This window comes from Ornithinimicrobium carbonis (genome assembly GCF_050703245.1).
Taxonomy (GTDB): Bacteria; Actinomycetota; Actinomycetes; order Actinomycetales; family Dermatophilaceae; genus Ornithinicoccus.
The window spans coordinates 3,775,273-3,799,895 of the sequence record NZ_CP192647.1; the positions used below are offsets into that span (position 1 = coordinate 3,775,273).

Annotated in this window: 17 protein-coding genes and 2 pseudogenes; 9 read left to right on the top strand and 10 right to left on the bottom strand. The window is 74.0% G+C overall.

Going from position 1 to position 24,623, the window contains the following annotated elements; all coding sequences use genetic code 11:
• Nucleotides 1-144: a hypothetical protein gene (locus ACQ95T_RS18995; RefSeq protein WP_431473297.1), complete on the bottom strand. Its 144-nt coding sequence runs from the start codon at nt 142-144 to the stop codon at nt 1-3.
• The gene (locus ACQ95T_RS19000; RefSeq protein ID WP_431473298.1) at nt 108-476 is read right to left on the bottom strand and encodes a hypothetical protein; all 369 of its coding nucleotides are present in this window, start codon (nt 474-476) and stop codon (nt 108-110) included. Before ACQ95T_RS19000 ends, ACQ95T_RS18995 begins: the two co-directional genes overlap by 37 nt.
• 39 nt (nt 477-515) lie before the next feature.
• On the opposite strand from ACQ95T_RS19000, the gene rffA reads away from it, so the two are divergent.
• The 4 genes from rffA to ACQ95T_RS19020 all read left to right on the top strand — a co-directional run bounded on the left by rffA (nt 516) and on the right by ACQ95T_RS19020 (nt 8,672).
• Nucleotides 516-1,670 carry a dTDP-4-amino-4,6-dideoxygalactose transaminase gene (gene rffA / locus ACQ95T_RS19005; RefSeq protein ID WP_425943370.1) on the top strand — a complete coding sequence of 385 codons (1,155 nt, stop codon included), beginning with the start codon at nt 516-518 and terminating at the stop codon, nt 1,668-1,670.
• A gap of 230 nt (nt 1,671-1,900) precedes the next feature.
• Complete coding sequence (locus ACQ95T_RS19010; RefSeq protein ID WP_431473299.1) at nt 1,901-2,491, top strand: GNAT family N-acetyltransferase; 591 nt, start codon at nt 1,901-1,903, stop codon at nt 2,489-2,491.
• Between the two features lie 88 nt (nt 2,492-2,579).
• Complete coding sequence (locus ACQ95T_RS19015; RefSeq protein ID WP_431473300.1) at nt 2,580-4,679, top strand: acyltransferase family protein; 2,100 nt, start codon at nt 2,580-2,582, stop codon at nt 4,677-4,679.
• Nucleotides 4,680-4,793: 114 nt separating this feature from the next.
• A complete protein-coding gene (locus ACQ95T_RS19020) occupies nt 4,794-8,672 on the top strand; it encodes a glycosyltransferase (protein ID WP_431473301.1) in 3,879 nt (1,292 codons plus the stop codon).
• 18 nt (nt 8,673-8,690) lie between these two features.
• On the opposite strand, the gene ACQ95T_RS19025 is transcribed toward ACQ95T_RS19020, so the two are convergent.
• The 4 genes and pseudogenes from ACQ95T_RS19025 to ACQ95T_RS19040 form a co-directional block, all read right to left on the bottom strand.
• On the bottom strand, nt 8,691-9,899 hold the full coding sequence (locus ACQ95T_RS19025) for a glycosyltransferase family 4 protein (protein WP_431473302.1): 1,209 nt from the start codon (nt 9,897-9,899) through the stop codon (nt 8,691-8,693).
• Nucleotides 9,896-10,747 (bottom strand): ABC transporter ATP-binding protein, encoded by an 852-nt coding sequence (locus ACQ95T_RS19030; RefSeq protein WP_431473303.1) that lies wholly within the window; start codon nt 10,745-10,747, stop codon nt 9,896-9,898. Before ACQ95T_RS19030 ends, ACQ95T_RS19025 begins: the two co-directional genes overlap by 4 nt.
• Before the next feature lie 22 nt (nt 10,748-10,769).
• A complete protein-coding gene (locus ACQ95T_RS19035; protein ID WP_425943377.1) occupies nt 10,770-11,684 on the bottom strand; it encodes an ABC transporter permease in 915 nt (304 codons plus the stop codon).
• Nucleotides 11,681-12,944: pseudogene (locus ACQ95T_RS19040) on the bottom strand (nucleotide sugar dehydrogenase). Before ACQ95T_RS19040 ends, ACQ95T_RS19035 begins: the two are co-directional and overlap by 4 nt.
• A gap of 80 nt (nt 12,945-13,024) precedes the next feature.
• On the opposite strand from ACQ95T_RS19040, the gene ACQ95T_RS19045 reads away from it, so the two are divergent.
• The 5 genes from ACQ95T_RS19045 to ACQ95T_RS19065 all read left to right on the top strand — a co-directional run bounded on the left by ACQ95T_RS19045 (nt 13,025) and on the right by ACQ95T_RS19065 (nt 18,286).
• Nucleotides 13,025-14,110: a glycosyltransferase gene (locus ACQ95T_RS19045; protein ID WP_425943379.1), complete on the top strand. Its 1,086-nt coding sequence runs from the start codon at nt 13,025-13,027 to the stop codon at nt 14,108-14,110.
• Nucleotides 14,111-14,503: 393 nt separating this feature from the next.
• Nucleotides 14,504-15,952: a non-hydrolyzing UDP-N-acetylglucosamine 2-epimerase gene (gene wecB / locus ACQ95T_RS19050; protein WP_431473304.1), complete on the top strand. Its 1,449-nt coding sequence runs from the start codon at nt 14,504-14,506 to the stop codon at nt 15,950-15,952.
• 7 nt (nt 15,953-15,959) lie between these two features.
• The gene (locus ACQ95T_RS19055; RefSeq protein WP_431473305.1) at nt 15,960-16,283 is read left to right on the top strand and encodes a hypothetical protein; all 324 of its coding nucleotides are present in this window, start codon (nt 15,960-15,962) and stop codon (nt 16,281-16,283) included.
• A 271-nt stretch (nt 16,284-16,554) separates the two neighbouring features.
• On the top strand, nt 16,555-17,664 hold the full coding sequence (locus ACQ95T_RS19060) for a hypothetical protein (RefSeq protein ID WP_431473306.1): 1,110 nt from the start codon (nt 16,555-16,557) through the stop codon (nt 17,662-17,664).
• On the top strand, nt 17,648-18,286 hold the full coding sequence (locus ACQ95T_RS19065) for a hypothetical protein (RefSeq protein WP_431473307.1): 639 nt from the start codon (nt 17,648-17,650) through the stop codon (nt 18,284-18,286). Before ACQ95T_RS19060 ends, ACQ95T_RS19065 begins: the two co-directional genes overlap by 17 nt.
• Nucleotides 18,287-18,313: 27 nt before the next feature.
• Here ACQ95T_RS19065 and ACQ95T_RS19070 read toward each other — a convergent pair whose 3' ends face one another.
• From ACQ95T_RS19070 to ACQ95T_RS19085, 4 genes and pseudogenes are all read right to left on the bottom strand, one after another.
• The gene (locus ACQ95T_RS19070) at nt 18,314-21,664 is read right to left on the bottom strand and encodes a glycosyltransferase (RefSeq protein ID WP_431473308.1); all 3,351 of its coding nucleotides are present in this window, start codon (nt 21,662-21,664) and stop codon (nt 18,314-18,316) included.
• A 132-nt stretch (nt 21,665-21,796) separates the two neighbouring features.
• Nucleotides 21,797-22,153: a hypothetical protein gene (locus ACQ95T_RS19075; RefSeq protein ID WP_431473309.1), complete on the bottom strand. Its 357-nt coding sequence runs from the start codon at nt 22,151-22,153 to the stop codon at nt 21,797-21,799.
• Between the two features lie 9 nt (nt 22,154-22,162).
• Nucleotides 22,163-22,684, bottom strand: coding sequence for a glycosyltransferase (locus ACQ95T_RS19080; protein ID WP_431473862.1), 522 nt, complete (start codon nt 22,682-22,684; stop codon nt 22,163-22,165).
• A 167-nt stretch (nt 22,685-22,851) separates the two neighbouring features.
• Nucleotides 22,852-24,546 (bottom strand): annotated as a pseudogene (locus ACQ95T_RS19085) (glycosyltransferase); the annotation flags it as partial.
• Between the last annotated feature and the right edge of the window lie 77 nt (nt 24,547-24,623).

Sequence of the window (24,623 nt, forward strand, 5' to 3'; positions counted from 1 at the left end):
TCATCCCCCTGCCGTCCGGTCCCGGTGCCGGAAGGAGACGTACCGGTGGCCCAGGTAGCTGCCCACGGCCACCACCGCGATGGCGACGACCTGCGCGGGCAGCGGAGCTATCCCGGCCAGCTCCACGAGAGCGGGCGTGGCCACGAACCCGGCCACCATGCCCGAGGACCAGACCGAGAGGAAGCGGGCCAGGTCGCCCCGCCAGTCGCCACGTGAGGCGAAGAGACGAGGGTGCGGTAGGCCGGGAAGGCGCCGGTGATGGTGATGACCTGAGCCGCGGCGATCGCGACCATGTAGTGCAGGCCGAGGGCGAGACCGGCGGCGACCAGCGAGAGGTAGAACAACGAGGTGGTGCCAGCCACGAGCAGGTAGCGGACCTGCTCGACGTGGACGAGGCGGTCCAGCGGTGGGGGCAGGGCGGCCGCCAGGCGCGACCAGGCGTCCGGGCGGCGAGGCGCCTCGTCGTGGTCGGGCACCGCCCCAGGATACGTGCGCCGCTGTGCCATGCTTCCCGGATGACCGAACCCGTCCTCGTGTTCAGCCGACCCCACCGCGCTCCAGGGGAGGACACCTACGTCTCGGAGGTCCTCGCCTCCGGCCACGTCCACGGTGACGGACCCTTCACGTCTGCGGCGTCCACGCTGCTCAGGGAGATCACCGGAGCCCCGCAGGCCCTGCTCACCACCTCCTGCACCCACGCCCTGGAGCTGGCCGGCGTGCTGCTGGAGATCGGCCCCGGCGACGAGGTGGTCGTGCCCAGCTTCACCTTCTCCTCGACGGCGGCGGCCGTCGCCATGCGCGGAGCCACACCCGTCTTCGTGGACGTCGATCCGACCACCCTCTGCCTGGACGTGGACCTCCTCGAGGCGGCGATCACCGAGCGCACGCGCGCGGTCTACACCGTGCACTACGGCGGGGTGGGCCACCGGCTCGACGAGCTCACCGCCCTCTGCGCCCGCCGCGGGATCGACCTCGTGGAGGACAACGCCCACGGCCTGGGCGCGCGGTGGCGGGGCAGGCCGCTCGGGACCTTCGGCGCGATGGCGACACAGAGCTTCCACGACACCAAGAACGTCCACTGCGGCGAGGGCGGCGCCCTGCTCGTCAACGACGTCGACCGGTTCGCCCAACGAGCGGAGATCGTGCGTGAGAAGGGCACCAACCGTGCCATGTTCCTGCGCGGTCAGGTCGACAAGTACACCTGGGTGGACACCGGGTCCAGCTACCTTCCGAGCGACCTGCTGGCGGCCGTGCTGCGCGCCCAGCTGGAGGACTTCGAGCGCATCCAGGCCGGCCGGACGGCCGTGTGGGACCGCTACGCCCACGACCTGCCCTCGTGGGCGGAGGACGTCGGAGCCACCCTCATGCACGTCCCCGAGGAGGCCGAGCACCCTGCGCACCTGTTCTACCTGTTGATGCCGGACCACGAGGGTCAGACGGGACTGCTGGGTCACCTGCGCGAGCAGGGCATCGTCGGCACGTTCCACTACCAGCCGTTGGACTCCAGCCCCGCAGGGCAGCGCCTCGGCAGGACCCCGGTCCCCTGCACCGTCACCGCCGACGTGGCGGCCCGGCTGGTGCGTCTGCCGCTGTGGCCCGACCTCACCGACGCCGACCTGGACCGGGTCGTGGCCGGCGTCACCTCCTATCCGGGCGGTCCCCGGTCGTGAGCTGGGACGGTCTCCAGGGCGGCGGGGTGACCTGGGCCGCGAGCCCGGCGCCGAGAGCGCCCGGTTCGGTCTGGAGATGACCCGGCTCACCGTGGGCTGGGACGTCCGGCCGGACGGACCCGTCGCGGTGGGTCCGGTGGCGGAGGAGGTGACCGGGCGTCTGCGGGGGGACGACGCCGAGGTGGTGGTGGTGCGCTACCCCGCCGCGTCGCTCGAGCTGGCCTCGGGCGGTGGCGCGCTCGGGGCGTCAGGTGCTCCCGGCCGGCTCGCTCACCTACTGGTCCGCGCCCTGGGCCGAGGTGGCCCGGCCCGAGCCGGTCCCCGGGCAGGAGGTCCTCGCCCTCGCGGACCTGCCCGGCGGGCAGGCCGAGCGGTCCACGGTGGTCGACGCCGTGGTGGCCGACTCCTTCTCCGGCTACGGCAACCACTACGCGGCCAACCCGCTGCTCGACCCCGCGGCTGCCCTGGCGGGTTACCAGGAGTGGGCTCGTCGGTCGGCTCTGGCCGATCCTCACGACGCGCTCGTCCTGGTTCTGGACGGCGCGGTCGTGGGCCTCGCGACGCTGGTGGACAGTCTCTCCCCCGAGGGGCACCTGGAGGTCCTCCTGGCCGGGCTCACCACGGCGGCTCAGGGCCGGGGCCGCTACGCCAGCCTCCTCGCCGCCGTGGCCCGAGCCGCTCGCGCCAGAGGACGACGGAGCGTGGTCATCTCGACCCAGTCGCACAACGTCCGCGTCCAACGGGCCTGGGCACGGGCCGGGCTGCGGCCCTTCGCCGCCGTCGAGACCGTCCACGCGGTCCTACCGGGCCTGATCCCCTAGCGACGCAGACGTGGCGCCGCCCCGGTCCGCCGGGCGCGTGAGATCATCGACCGTCCATCCAGTCCCGTCGGAGAGCAAACCTTCCCCCGTGACCTCCCCCTCCCCCGTCCGTGCCGCCACGAACCACCGCCCGCTGCGCGGTGACATCGAAGGACTGCGTGCCGTCGCCGTGGGCACGGTGCTGCTGTACCACCTCCACGTCCCGTGGGTGCCCGGGGGCTTCGCCGGCGTCGACGTCTTCTTCGTCATCTCCGGCTTCCTCATCACCTCGCTGCTCCTGCGCGAGGTGATGAGGACCGGAACGGTCTCGCTCAGCGACTTCTACGCCCGTCGGGCCCGGCGTCTGCTCCCGGCCGCCTCGGTCGTCATCGTGGCCACCCTGGTCGCGGGCTGGCTGGTTCTGCCTGCCCGGACCCGACCGGACCTGCTGGCCGACGTGGGCTCCACCCTGTACGTCGTCAACTGGGTGCTCGCGGCGCGCTCGGTGGACTACCTCGCCGAGGACGTCGACCCCTCACCCCTCCAGCACTACTGGTCGCTGTCGGTCGAGGAGCAGTTCTACGTCGTGTGGCCGCTGCTGATCCTGCTGGCGGTCCTCGTGGCCGGGAGGTACCGGCTGCGGCGGGGCCGCGTCGCGTTCGTCCTGCTGGCCGCACTGGGGGTCACGTCGTTGGTGTGGTCGGTGCTGCGCACCGGCTCCGAACCCGCCACCGCCTACTTCGTCACCACGACCCGGCTCTGGGAGCTCGCGGCCGGGGCGCTGCTCGCGTTCGCCGTCCCCCGCCTGCGCTCGCTGCCCCGAGGGCTCAGCGAGATCGGCGTGCTGGTCGGTCTCGGCCTCATCCTGCTGGGCATGGTGGTGTTCAGCACGGCCACCCCGTGGCCGGGGTCGGCAGCCCTGCTTCCGGTGGTCGGTTCGGTGCTGGTCATCGCCGCCGGCGTCCCCGGTCACCCGACCCTGGGCAACCGGCTGCTCAGCCTTCCTCCCATGGTGTGGATCGGTGGACTGTCGTACGCCATCTACCTGTGGCACTGGCCCGTCGTCGTGCTGGCCGAGGCCCGGTGGGGCGAGCTGTCCCCGACGACCCTCGCAGGCCTGGGACTGCTCTCGGTCCTGCTGGCCTGGGCGACCAAGCACCTGGTCGAGGATCCGATCCGCTTCCAGCGGTCGCTGGCCGCAGCGCCCTGGCGCTCCCTGGTCGCCGGAGGGGCGACGATGGCCCTGATCTGCACCGCCGCCCTCGTGGGTCTCCTCACCCGCCCGTCCCTGGAGGGCGGGACGTCGGCACCGGGGCCGGCCGCCCTGGTGGCGGACCCTGACGCTCCTGCGTGGGAGCTCCGTGACGACCCCTCCTCGGCCTTCTCCTCGACCGGTCCCCTCTCGCCCGACCCCATCCTGGCGACCAAGGACGTGCCGGGGTACTACGCCGACGACTGCCAGATCCAGGAGGGCGACCCGGAACCGCGGGAGGACTGCGTCTACGGGCAGGTCGGCTCCACCGCCGAGGTCGTGCTCTGGGGGGACTCCAAGCTCGGGCAGTACTTCACCGCGCTGGAGGCCATCGCCCAGGACGAGGGGTGGCGCCTGACCACCTACCTCAAGAGCGCCTGCGCACCCACGGTGGCCGGCGCCCAGGAGGAGGAGTGCAACGAGTTCGGCCGCACGGTGGTCGACCGGATCCTCGCCCGGGACGTCCCGCCCGAGGCCGTGATCGTCTCGACCGGCAACACAGCGACCGAAGAGCTCGAGGCGGGCATGCTGGAGGGGGTCACCGCCCTGCGCGACGCCGGCGTGCCAGTGGTCGTGCTGCAGGACAACGCTGCGCCCACGGTCCCCGAGGACGCGGACTACGACACGGCCTACGACTGCGCGGTGGAGCACGCGGACGACCTGCGGACCTGCGACTTCCCGCCCAGCGAGCCGCGGGGGTCCGAGCTTCTCGGTCGTGTCGCGGACGAGGCGCAGCTGCCGGTCGTGGACCTCAACCGGTGGCTGTGCCCTCCGGGGAACCCCTGCCCGGTGGCCATCGGCGGCATCCTGGCCTACCGCCAGGGGAGTCACGTCACCGAGACCTACGCGCGGGCACTGACCCCGTTCCTGCACCGCGCGCTCGTGGACGTGGGGGTGGCCGCGGCGGAGCCGTCGAGCATCGCCCTGGAGGACGTGCCGCCGGGACCGGGCTCGTGAGCGGCGACACGCCCTCCCCCGGTCGCCCCACCGTGACCGTGACCCTATGCTCGATGACCGCGACGCGCCGGTTGTGCGGTCCTGCCACCGTCCCCCCACCAGAAGGACCACGCCATGCCCCCGGTGACCGAGAGCGGCAGCCGTGCCGACGTGCTCAGGGCGCTCACGCAGCGGTCGTCCACCGCCCGTCGACCGATCAGCCGCGCCACGGTGGCCTTCGGGGGGTCCGACCGCCTGCGGGAGGGGTTGGCCTGGGAGTGGGAGCAGACCACGCTCGACCCGGGAAGCTGGCGCGGCCAGCTGTCGGCCGAGCACTCCCTCCTCGTCCTCGAGCTGGACGGTGGGGCCGTCAGCGGATGGCCACCAGGAGCGGTCCCGCGTGACCTCGCCGCGGCGGCGGGCGACCTGGAGGTGCCGACGGTCGCCTGGCTCACGGGCGCGGCGCCGTCGGCGGACGATCGGGCGCTGGAGGCCTTCGACGCCGTCCTCGTCTCCGATCCGGAGGTTCTCGCGGAGGTCCTGCGCAGCCACCCGTCGGTCGAGGCCAGGCTGCTGCTGCCCGCGGTCGCCGTGCGGAGGCACAGCCCCGTCCGGTCCCCAGGACAGCAACGCCCCGCCGACGTCCTGGTCCGGTCGGAGAGCGGCCCGGCGGGGGCACCGGACGACGAGTCGGCGGCGGCCGACACCGTGGCCAGGAGCAGCCTGACCCTGCACCGTTGGGACCACTCCCGGAGCAGCACGCCCGGCCCCGCGGAGGCCCTCTCGTCCGCCTACCAGGTGTTCCTGGACGTGGGCCGCCGTGCGCCTGGGGCGACCTGGCCGGTGCTGGAGGCCCTGGCCTCCCGGACGGCCGTGGTCACCGTCCCGGAGCGTGCTGCCCGCCTGCCGGGCGACCTCAAGGAGGTCGTGGCCGTGGCGGAGCCGCACGACCTGAGGCGGCACGCCTCGGTCCTGGCGCACCAGCCGGAGTACCGGGACCGGGTGACCCACCTCGCCCACCGTGCCGTGCTCGCCGGGCACAGCTTCACGGACCGGGCCAGGACCATCCTGTCCGCCGGGGGGAGGCACGTCTCTCCCGCGGCCCGGACCGTGTCGATCGTCGTGCCGACCAACCGGCCCCACGAGCTCCGCAACGTCGTGGAGAACGTCGGTCGGCAGCGTGGGGTGGACACCGAGCTGGTCCTCGTGGCCCACGGCATCGACGTGGACGAGGCGGACCTTCGGTCGCGAGGGCTGGACCTGGGGATCCGGGAGGTGACCGTGGTCCGGGCGGGTGCCGAGCTGACCCTCGGCGCAGTCCTCAACCGTGGTCTGGAGGTGGCCTCCGGTGCGTACGTGGCCAAGATGGACGACGACAACTACTACGGCGCCCACTTCCTCGACGACCTGGTGGACACCTTCGCCTACACCTCGGCCGGCATCGCCGGCAAGTGGGCCCACTACGTCTGGTTGCGCACGTCCAACGCCGTCGTGCTGCGCTTCGAGAACTACGAGCACGCCTACCACCGGCTCGTGCAGGGCGGCTCCATCGTCGCCCAGCGACGTCGCCCACGACATCCGGTTCAGCAACATCCCCCGCGCGGTCGACTCCGACTTCCTCAACCGGGCCATGGCCGCCGGGGTGCAGACCTACTCCGGCGACCGCTACAACTACGTCAGCATCCGCGGCGACGACCGGCTCAGCCACACGTGGAAGATCGACGACCTCGCCTTCATGGCCGGGTCGGGACGCGTCGTGACCTACGGCGACCCCCGCGACCTCGTGTCCCTCTGACCCAGGAGAGAACCATGACCTCCCTGATGCGCCGCAGCCGCCAGCAGGTCCGCCGCCTCTCCGCCGGCCTGGCGGCCCGTCTTCCCGCCGACGCCGGCCCCGAACGGTGGACCAGCTTCGTCGTCCGCACACGGGTGCGGCGCGCCACCCGGCTTCTGGCCACCGATCCTCGGGCGGCCCTGGACCTGCTGGGCCCGGTGCTCGAGACGGACGCCGACCCGGCCGCCTGGTTGGTCGCAGCGAGAGCCCACGAGCGCCTGGGCGACGCCGCCGCCCTGGCCAACAAGATGGCCGACCGTGCCGTCGCAGGTGGCCGGGGCACCTTGTCCGCGCTGCAGGAGCGACGCCGCCTCGCGGTCCGGACCGGTTTCGCCGAGCACTCGTCGACGACGCTGGAGGCCATCGCCGCGACCCGTCCGACCTCCGCCGCCGAGCTCGCGACCGCCGTGAAGGAGCTGCGTCAGGCTCCCCGTGAGCTGCTGGAGCGGTTCGCCGCCACGGTGGGTCAGGTCGGGCCTGGCGGGGAGGGGACCGAGGCCCACGAGGCGGCCCAGGAGCTCCTCGACGAGGACGCCCTGGTGACGGCCCACGAACAGGACCACGCCACCTTCGAGAGTCTCACCGAGCAGGTGCTGAGCTCCCGCACCCATCCGGTGGCCGTCGTGACCAGGGCTCTGGTCCGGTGCCGCGCATGGCAGGAGGCCGCCGACTTCGTCTGCGTCACGCCCGGTAGCCAACGGGTGGGACCGCAGGCGAGCGGCGCCTTTCCCACCCGCGACGTCGTGGACGCCGCCACGCGGGCTCTCCGGGCGGGACACCCCACGCCCGCGGCCATGCTCGCGGCACGGGCCCTCGCCGCCTCACCCCGGTCCAGAACCGCGCAGGAGACGTTCACCGCGGCCCACGACCAGATCCGTATCGTGCGCAACGGCTGGACGTTCCCGCCGCGCGCCGCGGCCCCGGCCTACCCCGTGGACCAGACGTCCGCGCTCGCCGTCCTCTCGCAGTCCCTGCCGCACACCTCCGGCGGGTACGCGACCCGCACCCACGGCATCCTCACCGGCCTCGCCGCGAGGGGCCGGCACCTGGAGGCCGTCACCCGGCTGGGTTTCCCGTACGACCGGTGGAGCGGCAGCGACCGCACCGTCGCGCCGTACGACGACGTCGACGGGATCCGCTACCACCGGCTCCTGGACGACCGACGCCGCTACCCCCAGCACCCGCTCACCGACTACGTCGAGGAGACCGCCGCCGGGATCGAGCGGCTGGCCAGGAGGAACCAGCGCGCCGGACTGATCCATGCCTCCAGCTTCTACGTGGCGGGCATGGCGGGACTGACCGCGGCCCGCCGGCTGGGCGTCCCGTTCATCTATGAGATGCGCGGCCTGGAGGAGCTGATGAAGGTCTCCCGCGACCCCGACTTCGCCGGGTCAGGACGCGAGGCGTTCCTGCAGCTGCTCGAGACCCAGGTGGCCGCCGAGGCTGACGCGGCCCTCATCATCACGCAGGCCCTCCGCGACGAGATGGTGAGACGAGGGGTGCGCGAGGACCGGGCCTTCGTGGTGCCCAACGGCGTGCACACCAGCATGTTCCGACCGATGGAGCGGGACGTCGAGCTGGAGCGGCGGCTCGGCGTCACCGGGAGGACGGTCATCGGGTACGTCGGTGGCCTGGTCGACTACGAGGGGGTCGACCTGCTCATGGACGCCGTCTCCCGGTTGCGCGGCCGTCGCCCGGACGACTTCCGCGTGCTCATCGTGGGCGACGGACCGTTCGAGAGGTCGGTGCGCGAGGCTGCCGTCCGTGGCGGGGTCCTGGACATCGTCACGTTCACGGGACGGGTGCCGCACGCCGAGGTCAACCGCTACCTCTCGCTCGTCGACATCGCCCCGTTCCCCCGGCTGCCCCTGCCGGTGTGCGAGCTCATCTCCCCGATCAAGCCGTTCGAGTCCATGGCCATGGGCAAGGCGGTCGTGGCCTCGGACGTGGCGGCGCTCGCCGAGATCGTGGACGACGGTCGGACGGGGCACTTGTTCCGCAAGGGGGACGCCGACCACCTGGCCACCGTCCTGGAGACCCTGATCGACCATCCTGACCACCGGAGGGTCGTTGGCGAGGCGGCGCGGCAGTGGGTGGTCGCGGAACGGGACTGGGACCGCATCACGGGCGTCGTCGACGAGGTCTACGCGGAGGTTCTGCAGCGGCGCGGAGGAAGCTGACCGGGACGGTCGAGTCCGTCAGGCACCCTCCGTCGGCGCTCCCGGGCCGACCACGGGCAGGCTCCCCGTCCGGGCGACGTGCTGCAGGAGGTCGACGAAGAGCGCGGCCTGACGCCTCCAGTCCAGGTGGTCGGCCGCATACCGATGGCCCGCCGCACCCAGCTCGACGGCCCGCGCCGGCCGGTCCGCCCAGCCCAGCAGCACCCGGAGCACCGCCTCGGTGTCACCGAACGGGACGACGACCCCTCCTCCGCTGCGACGGACGAGGTCGGCGGCCACTGGCAGCGGAGTCGTCACGACGGGCACCCCGTGCGCCAGGTACTCCACCACCTTCGTGGGCATGCTCGGCCTGAAGTTGGCCTCGTCGTGCAGGAGCGAGAGACCGGCGAGCGCCCCGTCGATCCGCGCGAGGGCGGCGGGGTTGGCCACGAATCCCCGCCAGTCCAGGACGTCGCGACGGTCGGCGTCCGCCATCAGCTCCCGAGCGGGACCGTGCGCGGGGCCGAGCACCTCCAGCCGGACCGACCCACCGGTCTTCTCGCGGAGGCCCCCCACCACGTCCACCAGCTCCCGTGCGCCCCGCTCCAGGGTCACGCTGCCGAGGTAGACGACCCGCCGGACACCCTCGACCTCGCGTCCGGCGGGGGGGACGTCCTGGGGCACGGTCGTGGCGTTGGGCACCACGGGGTGGGACCGTCGGAACCGGTCCGCGTAGCGGTCGTCGGCCAGCAGGAGCAGCATCCGCCTCTCGGCCAGCCGTTCGACCCCCCGCACGGCCCACGAGAGCGCTGGGCGGACCCGGTCCGGCACCCAGGGACGGACCGAGATCGCGGCCGGGGTGTCCTCGTGCACGTCCCACACCACCGGCGGCAGCCGCAGGCCGGTCGTCGTCGGCACCAGCTCGGGGTCGTGCAGCAGGACCACGTCGTGCGCCGGACCCAGGTGCCGGAGCAGCGAGCGGGCCGCCCGCTGCGCCCGCCAGCGGGAACGGCCGACCGCACGCTCGACGTCCACGCAACGCAGACCGGGCACCCCCCGCTCCGGCTCGACGTCGTGACCGGCCCAGGGGGCGACGTAGGTGACCTCCCACCCGGCCTCGAGCAGGGCCCGCACCTGTCGGTGCCGGATCCGCGCGTCCTGGGGGTGGTGCACGACGGTGAGGACGAGGGCCCGCAGGGGCCGTTCCCGAGCACCGGCAGGAGGTCGCGGTTGCGCGCCTGCGCTCATGGCGAGGCGTCCTTGTCCCACCGGCGCAGGTAGCGGGCCGCAGCCTCGGGACCCTCGGTCTCTTCGATCCGCTGCGCCTCCTCGAACCGCTGCCGCCAGACCTCACGGTGCTTGCCGTACTTGCGCGCATACAGTCCGATGACCGCCCCCGGGGGTCCGTCGGCCAGCAGCCGGCCCCTGTCGAGCCAGAGCGCCCGGGTGCACATCTTGCGGATCGTCGAGTCGCTGTGGCTCACGACGAAGACGGTGCCGGCCTCCTCGCGGATGCGTCGGACCCGGTCCTTGGCCCTGGATCGGAAGTGGGCGTCCCCGGTCGAGAGGGCCTCGTCCACGATGAGGATGTCCGGCGTCGTCGCGGTCGAGATCGCGAACCTCAGCCGGGCCCCCATGCCGGAGGAGTACGTGGACATGGGCAGGTCCAGCGCGTCGCCGATCTCGGCGAATTCGACGATCTCGTCGAAGCGGGCGCGGACCTGGGCCGGCGTCATCCCCATGGCCTGGGCCCCGATCCAGATGTTCTCCCGGCCGCTGAGGCGCGGCATCAGTACCGCGTTCACGCCTAGGAGCGAGGCCTTCCCGCCCAGCCACAGCCGACCGCTGGTCGGCGGTACCAGGCCCGCGATGGTCCGCAGCAGGGTCGACTTCCCGGAACCGTTGCGCCCGACGATGCCGATCGACTCCCCCCGGTGAGCCACGAACGACACGTCGTCGATGGCCGTGACCTCACGCACCCCGACACCCTGCGTCCCTCGGCGGAGCAGCCGTCTGGCGACCGTCGCGCCGTCCTCCTCCCTGGCGTCCCTCCCGGAGCCGAAGATGCGGTAGCTGATCGTCACGTGGGACGCCACGACCGACGGCGTCCGTCCCGGGTCAGGCTCGACCATAGGTACCCTCACCGCGCCAGAAGAGGAGGAAGCCCACGGAGGTCAGACCCACCGCCCAGCCGCCGGCCACCGCCCAGGTCTCCCAGCGGACCGCGTACTCCCCCATGAGCGTCTCGCGGACGAGGGTCAGGCAGACCGCCACCGGCTGATACTCCAGCACCCAGGCCAGCCACCCCGGAGCTGCGGCGAGCCGCTCCGTGAGCGCGTACTCCAGGCTGAAGAAGACGCCCGAGACGTAGCGCAGCAACCGGGTCAGCACCGGCATCAGGTTGGCGGCGTCGCGGACCGCGTGGATGAGGGGAGCACCGATCATCGCGGTCCCGAGACCGACGAGACCGACGACCATCAGCGCCACCGGGAAGAGCAACCACTCCACCGACGGACGTTCCCGGGAGACGAGGGCGATGAGGACCAGGACGATGAACGCCGGCACGGTCGCGAGCAGCTCGGCCAGCACCACCGTGATGGGCAGCATGACGCGTGGGAAGGTGAGCGAGCGCATCATGCTCACCTTGCTCAGCAGGGACCTCGTGCCCGAGGTGAGGGACACCGCCAGGGGGGTGAACGTGAAGAGACCGATGGTGAGGAAGGCGACGAAGTTCTCGATGCCGGCCCGGGTGGGTACCAGGACGCCGAAGATGAGGTAGTAGGCGGCCGCGAGCATGATGGGGTTCAGCACCGCCCACAGCAGGCCGAGATAGTTGTCCCGGTGGGCGGAGACGAACTCCCCCCTCGCCATCGACCACATCAGGTGGCGGTGGCGCCACAGGTCGCGGACGTAGGCACCCAACGAGGGGCGGCGCCCGACGAGCTGCATCCCGTGCCGCCGAGCCAGCGCGGCGGCCTCCTCGACGGGCAGGACCGGCGGCAGCCGCCGCGGGTCCGGCCCCACGTCGGTCACAGCCGGGTGACCTTCTCCCCCTCGGTGGCCTTGCCGCGGGTGTCGAAGAAGGCCTGGGCCGCGGAGGCGAGGGCGTCGATGTCGTACTCACGGTGGTTCTGCACCAGGATCGTCAGGTCCGCCTCGGCGACCGAGCTCGCGGCGTCCTGGGCCTTGACCGCCTCCGGCACGGAGGTCCACTCGCCCACGTGCGGGTCGTGGTAGGCCACCACCGCACCCTTGGCCATCAGCTGCCGCGCCAGCGGCACCGCCGGAGACTCCCGCTGGTCGGCGATGTTCGGCTTGTACGTCACCCCCAGCAGCAGCACCGTGGACCCGTTCAACGGCTTGCCCTCGGTGTTCAGCACGTCCTGGGCCCGCGAGACCACGTACGCCGGCATCTGGGAGTTGATCTCCTGCGCCAGCTCCACGAACCGGAACGGATACCCCAACCGCGCCCGCACGTTGTGCGAGAGGTAGTTCGGGTCGATCGGGATGCAGTGCCCACCCACCCCCGGCCCCGGGTAGAACGCCTGGAACCCGAACGGCTTGGACTTCGCCGCCTCGATCGATCACGTCCCACAGGTCGATCCCCAGCTCGTGGCAGAACCGGGCCATCTCGTTCACCAGCGCGATGTTGATGTGCCGGTAGGTGTTCTCCAGCAGCTTGGCCGTCTCCGCCTCCCGCGTCCCCTTCGCCCGCACCACCGAGTCCACGAACGCCCCGTAGAACGCCGCCGCCGCCTCACCGCACGCCGGCGTGTGCCCACCCACCACCTTCGGGGTGTTCTTCGCCCCGAACTGCTCGTTCCCCGGGTCGATCCGCTCCGGGGAGAACGCCAGGTGGAAGTCGCTCCCCGCGACCAGCCCGCCGGCCTCCAGCGCCGGGCGCACCACCTCGTCCGTCGTCCCCGGATAGGTCGTGGACTCCAGCACCACCAGCATCCCCGGCCGCAGGTTGCGCGCGACCGCCGCGACCGCCGCCTCCACCGCCCGCAGGTCCGGCCCACCGTCCTCCGACAACGGCGTCGGCACGCAGATCACCGCCGTAGCAGCCTCCCCGATCCGCGACTCGTCCGTCGTCGCCTCGAAACCCCCCTCCAGCATCTCCGCGACATCCCCGTCGGACAGGTCGTCCACGTGCGAACGACCACCGTTCAACGCATCCACCACACCCTGGTTGATGTCGAAACCCAGGACCTTCCGCCCAGCCCGCGTCGCCTCCTGCGCCAGGGGCAGACCGACGTAGCCCAGTCCGATGATGACAGCGTCCACAGCCACGATGGGGAACTCCTTGGGGTTGGGGGAGGGGCAGGACAAGCGCGCCGGCAATGCTATCGCGCTGTGACATCATCCCCCGTATGGCGTCGGTCCTGCTCGTCTCCAGCAACGGCGCCGGGATGGGGCACCTGACCCGGCTGCTGGCCTACGCCCGGCGGATGCCCGTGGCGACCCGCCGACACGTCCTCTCGTTGTCGCAGGCCGTCCCCGTGGTCGAGCACGAGGGCATCCCCTGGGAGTACCTGCCCAGCCAGGGAGCATCCGGCCTGCTCCCGGCCACGTGGCGCCAGCTCTTCGCCGAACGGCTGACCGAGGTCCTGCACCGCCTCGATCCCGACGTCCTCGTGTTCGACGGCACCCACCCCTACCGAGGGCTCGACACTGCGCTGGCCGCTCATCCCCGCACCAGGGCGGTGTGGTCCCGGCGGGGGATGTGGAAGCCCGGCCGCAACGTCGACCAGCTGGCCAAGGCCTCGTGGTTCGACGCGGTCGTCGAGCCCGGCGACCTGGCGGGAGCGGCCGACCGCGGTGCCACCGCGCAGGTCGACGACGTGCTCCGGGTCCCTCCGGTCACCCTCGTGGACCGGGACGACCTGAGCCCGCGCGCCGCTGCCAGGTCCGCCCTCGGGCTCCCGCCGGACGGCCCCCTGGCCCTGGTGTCGCTGGGCGCGGGCAACATCAACGACACGGACGACGAGGTCGGTGCCGCCGCCACGGCCCTTCGCGACCGGGGGATCGGCGTGTGCGTGACCGCCCCCTCGATCGCGGAGAGGGCCTACGCGGGCGGGGGTGTCCACCTGGTGCGCCACTTCCCCCTCTCGGAGCACTTCGCCGCCTTCGACTACGCCGTGGCGGCCGCGGGGTACAACTCCTTCCACGAGACCCTGCGTCTGGGCGTGCCGAGCGTGTTCGTGCCCAACGCCGACACCTCGCTGGACGACCAGGTCGGCCGCGCCGAGGAGGCGGCGCGGCGGGGGTGGGCGCTGACCACGCCGACCCTGACCGGTGGACGCGCCGCGGCCGTGGTCGACGAGCTGCTGGCCCGGGGGGAGGAGCTGGCCCGGCGGGCCCGCGCCGACGACCCGGACAACGGTGCCGGGGCAGCGGCCGGCGCCATCCTCCAGCTGGCGCAGGACGGCGCCCGAGGACGGGGGCGACGGTCGTGACCAGGGGTGACGGCAGGGGATCATCTGCGGCCCGGCGTCGCCAGCAGCAGCTGGCCCGGTGGGTGCGGCGCACCCCCGGGTGGCACCACGTCACCGACACCGTCCTCCCGCGGGTCCGTAGCAGCCCGCTGCTCACCGACCTGGCGACCAGGGTGTTCACCCCCGGGGTGGGCGCCGGGCAGGTGCCCGTCGTGCTGGCTCCCGACCGGCACCTCGAGGGGCCCGGCGTGCCGCGGCTGCCCGTCGTGGGCGTCCTCGGGGTGGGACTCAGCACCGAGCAGGCTGCTCTGCTCGTCGACCGGGTCGCCGAGCTCCAGGACCAGACGCGGGTCCTTCCGACCCGTCCTGGTCCTCGACCGTCCCGTCTTCGCCGCCGCGCGGACGCACGGCTACGTGCTCGAGCACGTCGTGCCCAGGAGCACCTGGGCGGCCGGCGGCTGGACGTCCGAGGAGGTCCCCGCCGACGGGTCCTGGGAGGACTACCTGGCCAGACGGCTGGGGTCGGTGGTCGACCGCTACCGCCTCTGGTTCCTCGCCAGGGCCGTCGTGCCGCCGTTCGACGGGTCGGCGGTCGGCCTGGACCCGGTCGACGCCGCGGTCCTGCGGCACCTCGCCAACGCTTCCCGGACGACCTGCGGGTCGGGCGTCGGACGTGAGGGGACCCACCTGCCACCGGGCCGGACCGACGACGGGCCTGTGCCAGCATGGACGACGTCCACCCACCCCGCAGCAAGGAGATCCTCCACCGTGAGCGACCGCCCCCTCGTCGTGCACATCACCGGTGCCCGTCCCAACTTCCCCAAGGCCGCCCCGGTGATCGCCGCGCTGGACGAGCACCCCGTCGAGCAGCTCCTGGTGCACACCGGCCAGCACTACGACGAGCGGATGAGCGAGGTGTTCTTCCGTCAGCTCGGACTGCCCGAACCCGACGTCAACCTCGGGGTGGGCTCAGGCGCCCACGGCGCCCAGACGGCGGCCACCATGGTGGGGTTGGAGACGCTGTTCACCGAGCGCCGGCCCGACCTCGTGGTGGTCTACGGCGACGTCAACTCCACGGTCGCCGCGGCGCTGGTCGCGAGCAAGATGGGCATCTCCGTCGCGCACGTCGAGGCCGGGCTGCGCTCCTTCGACCGCACGATGCCCGAGGAGATCAACCGTCTCCTCACCGACCGGATCTCCGACCTGCTGCTGGTGACGAGCGTCGACGCGGTCGCCCACCTCGGCAACGAGGGCGCGGACCCCGACAGCATCCACTTCGTCGGGAACCCGATGATCGACACGCTGCTGCGGCACCTCGACGCGCTGGACACCGCCGGGGCCGCCGCCCAGGTGGGGGTCGACCCGGCCCAGCCCTACGTCGTGGCGACCCTGCACCGGCCCGGCAACGTGGACGACCCGGCCGACGTCGCCGCCCTGGTCGGCGCCGTGCACGCCGTCGCGGACCAGGTCCGCCTCGTCGTGCCCCTCCATCCCCGAGGCCGCCAGCGGCTGGCCGACGCCGGCTTCATGGACCACGAGAACGTGCTGGTCGTGGACCCCCTCGGCTACGTGGAGTTCCTCTCGCTCGTCAAGGGCGCGGCCGCCGTGGTGACCGACTCCGGGGGCGTGCAGGAGGAGACCACCGTCATGGGGGTGCCCTGCCTGACCCTGCGGCCGAACACCGAGCGTCCCGTGACCATCACCCACGGCACCAACCAGCTGGTCACCCGTGAGAGCCTGCCCGGGGCCCTCGCCGACGTCCTCGCGGCCGGCCGGGGGGACACCTGGCCGGTCCCCCCGCTGTGGGACGGGCAGGCCGGGCCCCGGATCGCGGCCGTGCTGGCGCGCCACCTGGGCCTCTGACCCTGCCGTGACCGGTGGCTGGGCGGTGCGCGGCTCGCCCGGGACGGTCGATCCCGACCTGGTCCTGGACGGGGCGCACCCCCACGGGTGGCTCCTGCGGGCCGGCGTGCCCCACCCGGAGGTCCCGGAGGACGTGGCCGGCTGGCGCACCGACACGACCTCCGTCCCGGGGGCGGTCCTGCACCTGCAGCCCCGCACGGTCGCCTCCCTCGGCCGCTCCGGCGTCGGGACGGTCCTGCTGCTCGGCCACCCGGTCGACGTGGAGGCCGGCCGGCACGGCCGACGGCACGGTCGTCGCCTCCGCGCTGGCACGGGCGTGGGCCGCGGGTGAGGACGCACTGGTCCGTCACGCCGCCGAGCTGGGCGGACGGTGGACGCTGCTGGCCGTCCGCGACCGGCCGCGCCCCGACGTCGGTGACGCACCTGCCCCGTTCCTCGTCGTCCCCGACACGCACGCCACCCAGCCGGTCTTCTCCGCCACCGAGGGGGGACGCCTTGCGCTGGCGAGCTCCGCCTCCCTCGTCGCCGCCGCCCTCCGCCTCCCCGAGGACGAGGACGCGCTCGCGCTGCTGGGAGAGCTGCGCTCCCGCCGGAAGGGCGCGGTGACCTACCTGCCCGGACGGCGCACGGCATACCAGGGCCTCGACCAGCTCCTGCCCAACTCCCTGCTCAGGGTCCAGCCGGGCCGACCGGGCGGCTCCGCCCCCAGGGTCGAGCACGAACGGTTCTGGCCGTGGCGCGAGCGGGTCGGGACCACCGACGTCGACGCGGTCCACGAGACCTTCCGCACGCGGTTCGCGCGCCACGTGGAGCTGCTGGCCGGCCTGGGCCGGCCGGCGGTCAGCCTCACCGCCGGCGGTGACAGCCGGGCCACCGCGGCCGTCGCCCGGCACGTCCTGCGCGAGCGCGACGGGTTCGCCTTCACCTACGTCAACCCGCGCGACGCGCGCACCGGGCCGGCGGCGATGACCGACGTCACGGGCGCCGGCGCCGTGGCCGCCCAGCTGGGGCTTCCCCACCGTGTGCTGCGCTGGCGCCAGCCTCCTGCCGGAGGCACGTTCGACGTGCTCCACCGCCGCACCTACGCACCGCTGCTGCCCTCGCGCGGTGCGGCGCACGCGATGTGGGCCGACCTGCCGAAGGACCTCGTCCAGCTGCAGTCCAACTGCGCCGAGACCGGGACCACGTTCGTCCGCCGGCGCACCGACGAGCCGCTCTCGCCCCTGCGGCTGGCGAGGATGATGATGAACGCCACGGACGGGCTGGAGGACCTGGCCGAGCGGATGTACGGCGGTTACGTGGAGCACGCGCAGATGGCTCCCGGGCGTCTCCTCGGCTACGACCACCACGACCTCTTCTACTGGGAGCAGCGCATCGGCCGGTGGGGGTGGCAGAAGTTCGTCGACGGCGACCTGGGCCACCGCATCCTGCTGCCGTTCAACGACCGCGTTCTCCTGGAGACCATGCTGTCCCTGCCGTACCCCGAGCGGGAGAGCAAGGTGCTGCTCCGACGCCTCGTCGAGGAGGTGCCCGCGGCCCGCGTCCCGGGGCGGCGGGCCCCCCCCCGGCCGGCGGCGGGTGCGGTCGCTGTCCGGCCGGCTGCCGGGACCGCTGGGGCGGCGCGTCACGGGTGCGGTCGGCCGCCGGCAGCGCGCGGCCGACCTGGAGCGGCTCACCTGGTCCAGGGGGTATGCCGTGCTCCCGCGCCGTGAGGGAACGGGGCCGTCGGTCCCGGTCCTGACCCCCCGCCGCTGGGCCCGGCTCGTCCTGCCCGGGGGCCTCCACGAGCTGCGGCACCACCCCGGTCTGGCCCGGGCCGTGGCCGGCTCCGGCGACCACTGGGTGCTGGTGCTCGGCGACCCCGTGGACGTGGACCGCCGTGCCGTGGGTGGCCGGCCGGTCGCGGCCCACCTGCACCGCCTCCTGGTCGGGGCGCCCTACCAGGCCGCGGCCGCCGTCGCCGCGCTGGCCGGCAGCTGGCTGGTCCTGCTCAGGTCTCCGGGACGCACCGTGGTGCTGGCCGACCCCCTGGTCAGCCTGGGGCTGCAGCCGCTGGCCGACGGAACGGGACTGGTGTCCCACGCCACCCTCGCACCCGGGATCTGCTCCGACCCGCTGCCCGGGACGCACGCGCTGTCCACCACCGGGTCGGCCACCACCGCACCACTCGCCCCGGTCCGGGTCGGCGAGCTGACCGGCCCCGTCGGCCCCCCCTCCCCCGGGGACACCCGGAAGGCCCGGTTGGCACGGCACGCCGGCCTCCTGCTCGGCCGCGGCCCCCGGCCTGGCCGGCGCTGGACGGCGGCGCCGCCGACCTGGAGCTGCTGGGTCTGATCACCGGGTCGGCGGACGGAGGAGCCGTCACCTGGTGGGACCGGCTGGCCGACGACAGCGCCGCCGAGCGGGTCTTCGACGCCAACCGTGCGGCCACCGACCTCGGCCTGCCCCACCGGGTCGTCGGCCTGCGCGAGGACGTGGACGGGTCGGCGGGAGGCCCCGGCGGCGGGCCCGCGAGCTGTCCCAGGAGGAGGCGCTGCGCCGCACCTGGGGTGACGTCGACCTCCCCCTCCCGGTCGGGGACGCGCTCGACCAGGCGCTCCCGCCCGACGCGGTCCTGTGGTTCGGGTCCACCCCCGACGCACCGCCCGGCCGGCCACACAGCTGGGACCTGGTCCAGGGGGTCCGGCCGGTGGCCCTGCCCTTCAGCGACCGGCTGCTGGCCCGTCTGCCCCGCTCCTGATGCTCCTGGTCAGCCGGACCGTCCTCGCCGCCGGCCAGGCGCACGGGCCCGTCCTCGTCGACCCGTGTCCCCCCGGTGGGAACCACGCAGATCTCTCCGTCGCGGCTCAGGACGAACCCGGCCACGTCCGGACGCCCGGCCACGCCCGCCCGCACCGCCGTGTCGACGTCGGCCTCCGCCGGCACGTCCAGTGCGGCCCCGAGCCGCTGCAGCGTGGTGGTGGACCAGGGCGGGCGGTGCAGGACCACCAGCTGGTCCGCCCGGGACCCGTCGGCCTCGCTGCGCAACCGCGCCGTGTGGGCGCTCAGCGGGTCCCCGGCCACCGTCTGCAGGGTCACGGCCAGGGGCAGGGTGGGGTCGCCGGAGGAGTGCAGCTCCAGCCTCACCTCGCCGGTCCACGGGGTGGTGCTGGCGGCGTCGTCGGCCCGCGTCCCCGCCCAGGTCGTGCCGACGCCCTCGAGCGAGGACAGCCTGTCCACGAAGGACCTGTGGGAGTACCTCTCCCGCACGAGGGCCTGCTGCTCGCAGGACCTGTCCCGGTACCTCTCCGGCGAGGCGAGGTAGGCCGCGACCAGCTTCCGCGTCTCCGCACCGGGTTCGGCGTAGTCGAGCACGTCCCCGAACACCGCCCGGTGCTTGGGGTCGGCGATCGTCACCACGCCGGAGGCCGCCGCCTCGAGCAGCACGCGCCCGAACGCCTCGTGCCGGTCGGGGTTGTCGTGGTAGACGACCAGGTCCAGGTCGCGGACGAACTCCCGGGGGTCGACCGACCCCGCCCGCAGCACGTCCCACCCCGCAGGAAGGGGGGTGTCCTCCGGGAGACCCGCCTCCGCCGCGAGCCGTCTCCAGGTGGCCCGTCCGCCCAGCATCCGCACCCGCACCCCCGGGCCCAGGTCGTAGGCCGCGAGCAGCTCGGCGTGCGTACGGGGGAACTTCAGCGGGTGGTCGCGCGACCAGCGGCCGACGAGGGGACGGCGCCCCCCCCCCCCGGTGCCACGGCGGGCCACGTGCGGCACGGACCACTGGTGGTCGACGTCGATGAGCCCGGGGTTGTCCCACTCCGACAGCCGGATCCGGGGATCCTGCTCGCGGAGCACCTCCCGGACGACCGGCCCCTGAGGCACCCAGACCGGGTCCGCGCCGAAGAGCTCGCGCGCCCGCGCGGTGACGTCATCGACGACGTACCGCTGGTCGCTCCCGTCCGGTTCCAGCGGCGCCTGGTTGGCCACGACGAGCAGGTGCCGGGGTCTCAGGGCCCTGCCCGAGGGCACGTAGGGCGGATGCTGGAGGACGGGCGGGTAGCGGACCATCAGCACGTCGACCTCGACGTCGTCGTCCAGCTGGACCCACTCCACCTCCCGCCGCCGGAGCAGCTCGACGAGGGGGGTGCACAGGGGCAGGTCCCGCGTGGTGGCGAAGCGCAGCGCCTCCAGGTGCAGGACGCCCACCCGCAGGCCCTCCTCCCGCGCCGCCCTGATCTCCTCGAGCATCGAGCGCTGCGGCCCCCCGTAGCGGCGCCAGTCCCCCCCGAGCACCAGGTCCAGGTGACGGGGCGCGGGCAGCCCGGGGTCTCGCGGGGTCGTCCACCGCCGCGGCTCCGGCACCGGTCGGTCCGACCACGGATCGAGGTATGCCGTCGCGCCCGCGGCGATCTCCTCGTGCCAGGGGGCGTAGAGGGTCTTGTAGGCGTGCCGGGCACCGTGCCGCCAGCCCCGTCCGAACTCGGACGCGGAGAGGGTCTCGCCGGAGCGCAGCAGCAGGAGGCAGTCGTCCACCGTGTGCACGGCCGACGGGCCGAACGCCGCGTGGAGCCGGCGCGCGTACTCGGTGTCGGCCGCCTTGCGCGTCGGGTCGAAGAACCCTACCCGGGGCAGGACCCTGTCCAGACGCACCATGAGCGTGGGAGCCGCCAGGACCCGGTGCCGGTAGCCCGGCCGCACCAGCGCCAGGTTCTCGTCCACCCGTGCGCCCCTGGCCCTGACCGCGACCCTGCGGGGGTCCTGCTCCAAGGACCGCACGAGATTCTCGACCGCCTGGGGGTGCAACCAGTCGTCGGAGTCCAGCGTCGTGAAGAGGGCTCCGCGCGCCTGTCGCAGCGCGGTGTTCCGGGCGCGGTAGGTCCCTCCGTTGACCGCCTTGCGGATCACCCGGACCCTCGGGTCGAGGCGCTCGGCACGGTGCAGCCAGGGTTCGGCCTCCGGTCCCGAGGCGTCGTCCACCACAAGGACCTCCAGCCGGTGCCACGTCTGGGCCAGCAGGGAGCGCACCGCGGTGAGCAGGGCAGCCCCGGGGCGGTAGCAGCTGACCGCCACCGTCACCGAGGGGGCGCCGGGCCGGTCCGCGCGCGGGAGGGGGTCGGTGGCGAGCCGGTCGAAGGGCGTGCCGGGGACCCGGGGATCCAGCCGCACGGGTGCTGTCCCGGGTCCGTGCAGGGCGGTCCTGAACAGCGTGAGCCAACGGTCGTGCGCCGGCTCGACTCCCCGACCGCGTCCCCCCTCGACCCCCCGGTCGCCCGCCGCCTCGGCTCCCGGGTCTCCCGGTCCGTGTCCGGCCGGGGCTGTCACGAACGGGTTGGCCAGATCGGCCCGGACCGCGGCGGCCACGTCGTCGGGGACGTGTTCGTGGTCGAGGAGGCGCGCGCAGCCGTCCGCGTCCCGGTCCTGGCAGCGCAGATGCAGCAGGAGCTGCACGGCCTGAGGGTGCAGTGACGTCAGCGCGTCGTCGCCCCCGGCTGCCAGTGCCTCCAGGAGGGTCCGCCCGCGTGTCCGGTCGGCCGGGTCGCCCGTCTGCAGGACGAGGACGCGGGCGTACTGCCCCAGGTGGAACGGTTCCATCCCCGGCACGAGAGGTGCGGCGTCCACGTCACGCCGGCGGGCCGCCCAGGCGTCGATCTCCTCCGCCCCGTGTCCCGGCCAGGCGCTCTCCACGAGCACCTCGCGCGCGTGCACCGACCTGGTGCGCAGGGCGGTCACCGCGAGCGCGTCCGGGTGGTCGAGCAGGATCGAGTTGCCCGCGGTGTCCGGGTGACCCCCGCCCGGGTGGCCCGCACGTGGCCCCGCGTCACCGACGGGGCCGTGGACCCAGGAGCTGTCCGCCCGGTCCCGTCAGTCCCGGTCATCGCGGCGCAGCACCTCGTCGACGGCGTCCTGCAGCCGGTCGAGTCGCCCCGTGTACTGCGCCTGGAGCGCGCGCACCGTCCCGACGACGTCCTCGGTCGTGGGAGCCGCCCGGCCCCCTGCGGCCCCGGCGACCTCCAGCCGACCCAGCTCACGGTGCAGGAAGCGACGCGTCTCGCGGATCCGCCGGTCCGCGTCCAGGGCCACCACGAGCGTCGCAGCCACCAGCAGCGTCACCACCAGCACGACCACCCACCAGAGGCCGGCGACCGCGGCCAGGGTCGCGCCCAGGCTGAGAAGGCCGGCTACGCCGGCTCCGACGACGGGGATCAGCAGCGCGGGCACACCGACACGCTACCGGGCACGCTCGGCCAGCCGGCGGTAGATCTCCGCGTACCGCGCGGCGTTGTGGCCCCAGGTCCGCTCGGCCACGACCCACCGGCGGGCGCGGGCGGCGACGTCGTGCCGCAGGTCCGGGTCGTCCATGAGCCGGGCCACGACGGCGGCCAGCCCGCCCGGATCACCCGCGGGATAGGACCACCCGCGTTCCCCGTCGCCGATGACCTCCAGCAGGGCCGGCTGGGCCGAGACCAGCACGGGCACCCCCATGGCCATGGCCTCGTAGGGCTTGAGGGGGGTGACGAGGCGGGCGGCGCGCTCTGAGCTCCGGGGGACGACGAGCAGGTCCAGGAGGCCGTAGTACCGCCCCACGTCCGCGTGCGGCACCGCTCCCGTGAAGATGACCACGTCGTCGGCACCCAGGTCGGTCGCCAACCGGCGCAGCTGCTCCTCGCGCCGGCCGGTCCCCACGACGAGCGCACCGACCTCCCGGCCCTGGTCCCGGAGCAGCACCGCGGCACGGACCAGGTCCTCCACCTGCTCCCGCGCGTGGTCCAGGTTGTGATGTACCCGATGACCAGACGCCCCTCGACGCCCAGCCGCCGGGCCAGGTCCTCGTCGCGGGGGTGCGGACGGAGGGCGGTGGGGTCGACCGCGTTGGGGACGACGTGGACGTCGCCCTCCGGGACCCCCCGCACGGCCAGGTCGGCCCTCATCGTCTCCGACAGGGTCACCACCGCGTCCGCCTCGGCCGCCAGGACCGCCTCCCGGGCCCCCCGACGGGTGAAGAGCTCTCCTCGCTCGGCCCGGACCTCGTCCTGGCTCCACGTGGACTCGAACAGTCCCCTCATCTCGTAGACCCACGGCAGACCGGCCGCGCGGGCGACCGCTGCGCCGACCACGCCAAGGTCGTACCCGCGGTGCCCCGAGTGGACGTGGAGCACCGAGGGCCGTTCGGCCACGACCACGTCCAGCAGGGTCCGGGCGGCCTCGGCCAGCTGGGCGGGTCCGCCGGTCGAGGCGGTGGGCGGCGGGACGAGGTAGCGGACACCGTCGAGCCGGTGCTCCTGCAGCAGCCCCGGACCGTCGTCGCCGCCCCCCGCCACCGGGAGGGACGCGGCGACCACGTCCACGCCCGCCTGCCTGAGGGCCACGAGCGTGTGGTGCCCCCGCACGCTGTACCCGGCCTGGCGCTGGGGCAGCGTGGTCTTCAGAAGGTGCAGCACGCGCCCGGGGACGGGGTCGAGGTCCACCGGTGGAAGGTCGGGGACCCAGGCGGGGTCGGTCTCGAGGAGCCGGTCCTCGACGCGTCGCAGCGCGGCCGACAGCCTGGGCCCGTGGACCCCGGTGGCGGCGGTGGTCCGCAGGACCCGGCGCTCCAGCGTCAGGGAGCCCGTCACGCGCGTGAGGTAGGTCATCTCCCGCCGCAGGAGCGGGTCCTCGACGGCCCCACCGTCCAGCAGCTCCCGGACGAGCCGCAGGGCCTCCTCGTCCTGGTGCTCCCGGCCGAGCTGCACGAGCCGGTCGGTGTCGGGGCCGAGCAGCAGGGGCCGCAGCCCCGCGGCGGCCGGGAGCCCCCCTCCCTCGGCCAGGGGAGCCACCACGAGCGGTCGGCGGGGGACGGTCGCGCGACCTCCGAGGAGGATCCTCCAGGGCCCGACCTCGTCACCCGGGCGCGGGAGGTGGACCACCCGCACCTCCTCGCCGAGGCGGTCCAGCCGGGCGACGACGGGGCCCAGGCCGTCCAGGACCAGGACGTCGGTGTCCGTCGGCACCTCCTCGCCGGGTCCGAGCACCGTCAGCCTGCTGCGGAGCGTCGGGACGATCGAGACGACCTCGTCCCGGGGCGACGCTCCGTCCGGGGTCGCGACCACCACCCGGTGCATGGCACCGGGGTCGGGCTCGGAACGTGCTCGGCGCACCGATGGCCGGGCCGGCTCCGGCTGGTCGGCCAGCTGCCCCGCCAGCTCCACCGCCGCCGTGGCCCAGTCCGTCCTCGGCAGCGGCGTCGGACGCCCCCGGCGCGCGAGGGCGTCCAACGCCCGCCCTGCGGCCCCGTCGAGAGCCACGACCCGGGCCGTCGGCTCCCGGTCCAGCTGGTCCTGCAGCCACGGGTCGGCGCGCAGGGCCGCGACCAGGTCGCCCTCGAGGATGTCTGCACCGCGGGACCGGTCGAGAACCCGCGTCGGCCAGGCCCTCCTCGTCCGAGGGACCTGCAGGCCGTGCCAGCCGGGGGGGACGCCGCCGGAGGCCCCGTCCTCCTGGTGGACCGGCGGTCGGACGGCGGCGCGGGGGACGTCGAGGCCGAGCCTGGCGGCCAGCTCCAGGAGGGCGACGACGCCGGGGTCGACCACCTGCGAACCGACCACGACGAGGGGCCCGGACACCATGGACGTCATCCTCCCAGACGGGTCCTGGACGCGGCGGGACGCCAGCCGCGGGAGGCACCTGGGTCGGCCGTAGAGTTTGCATGATG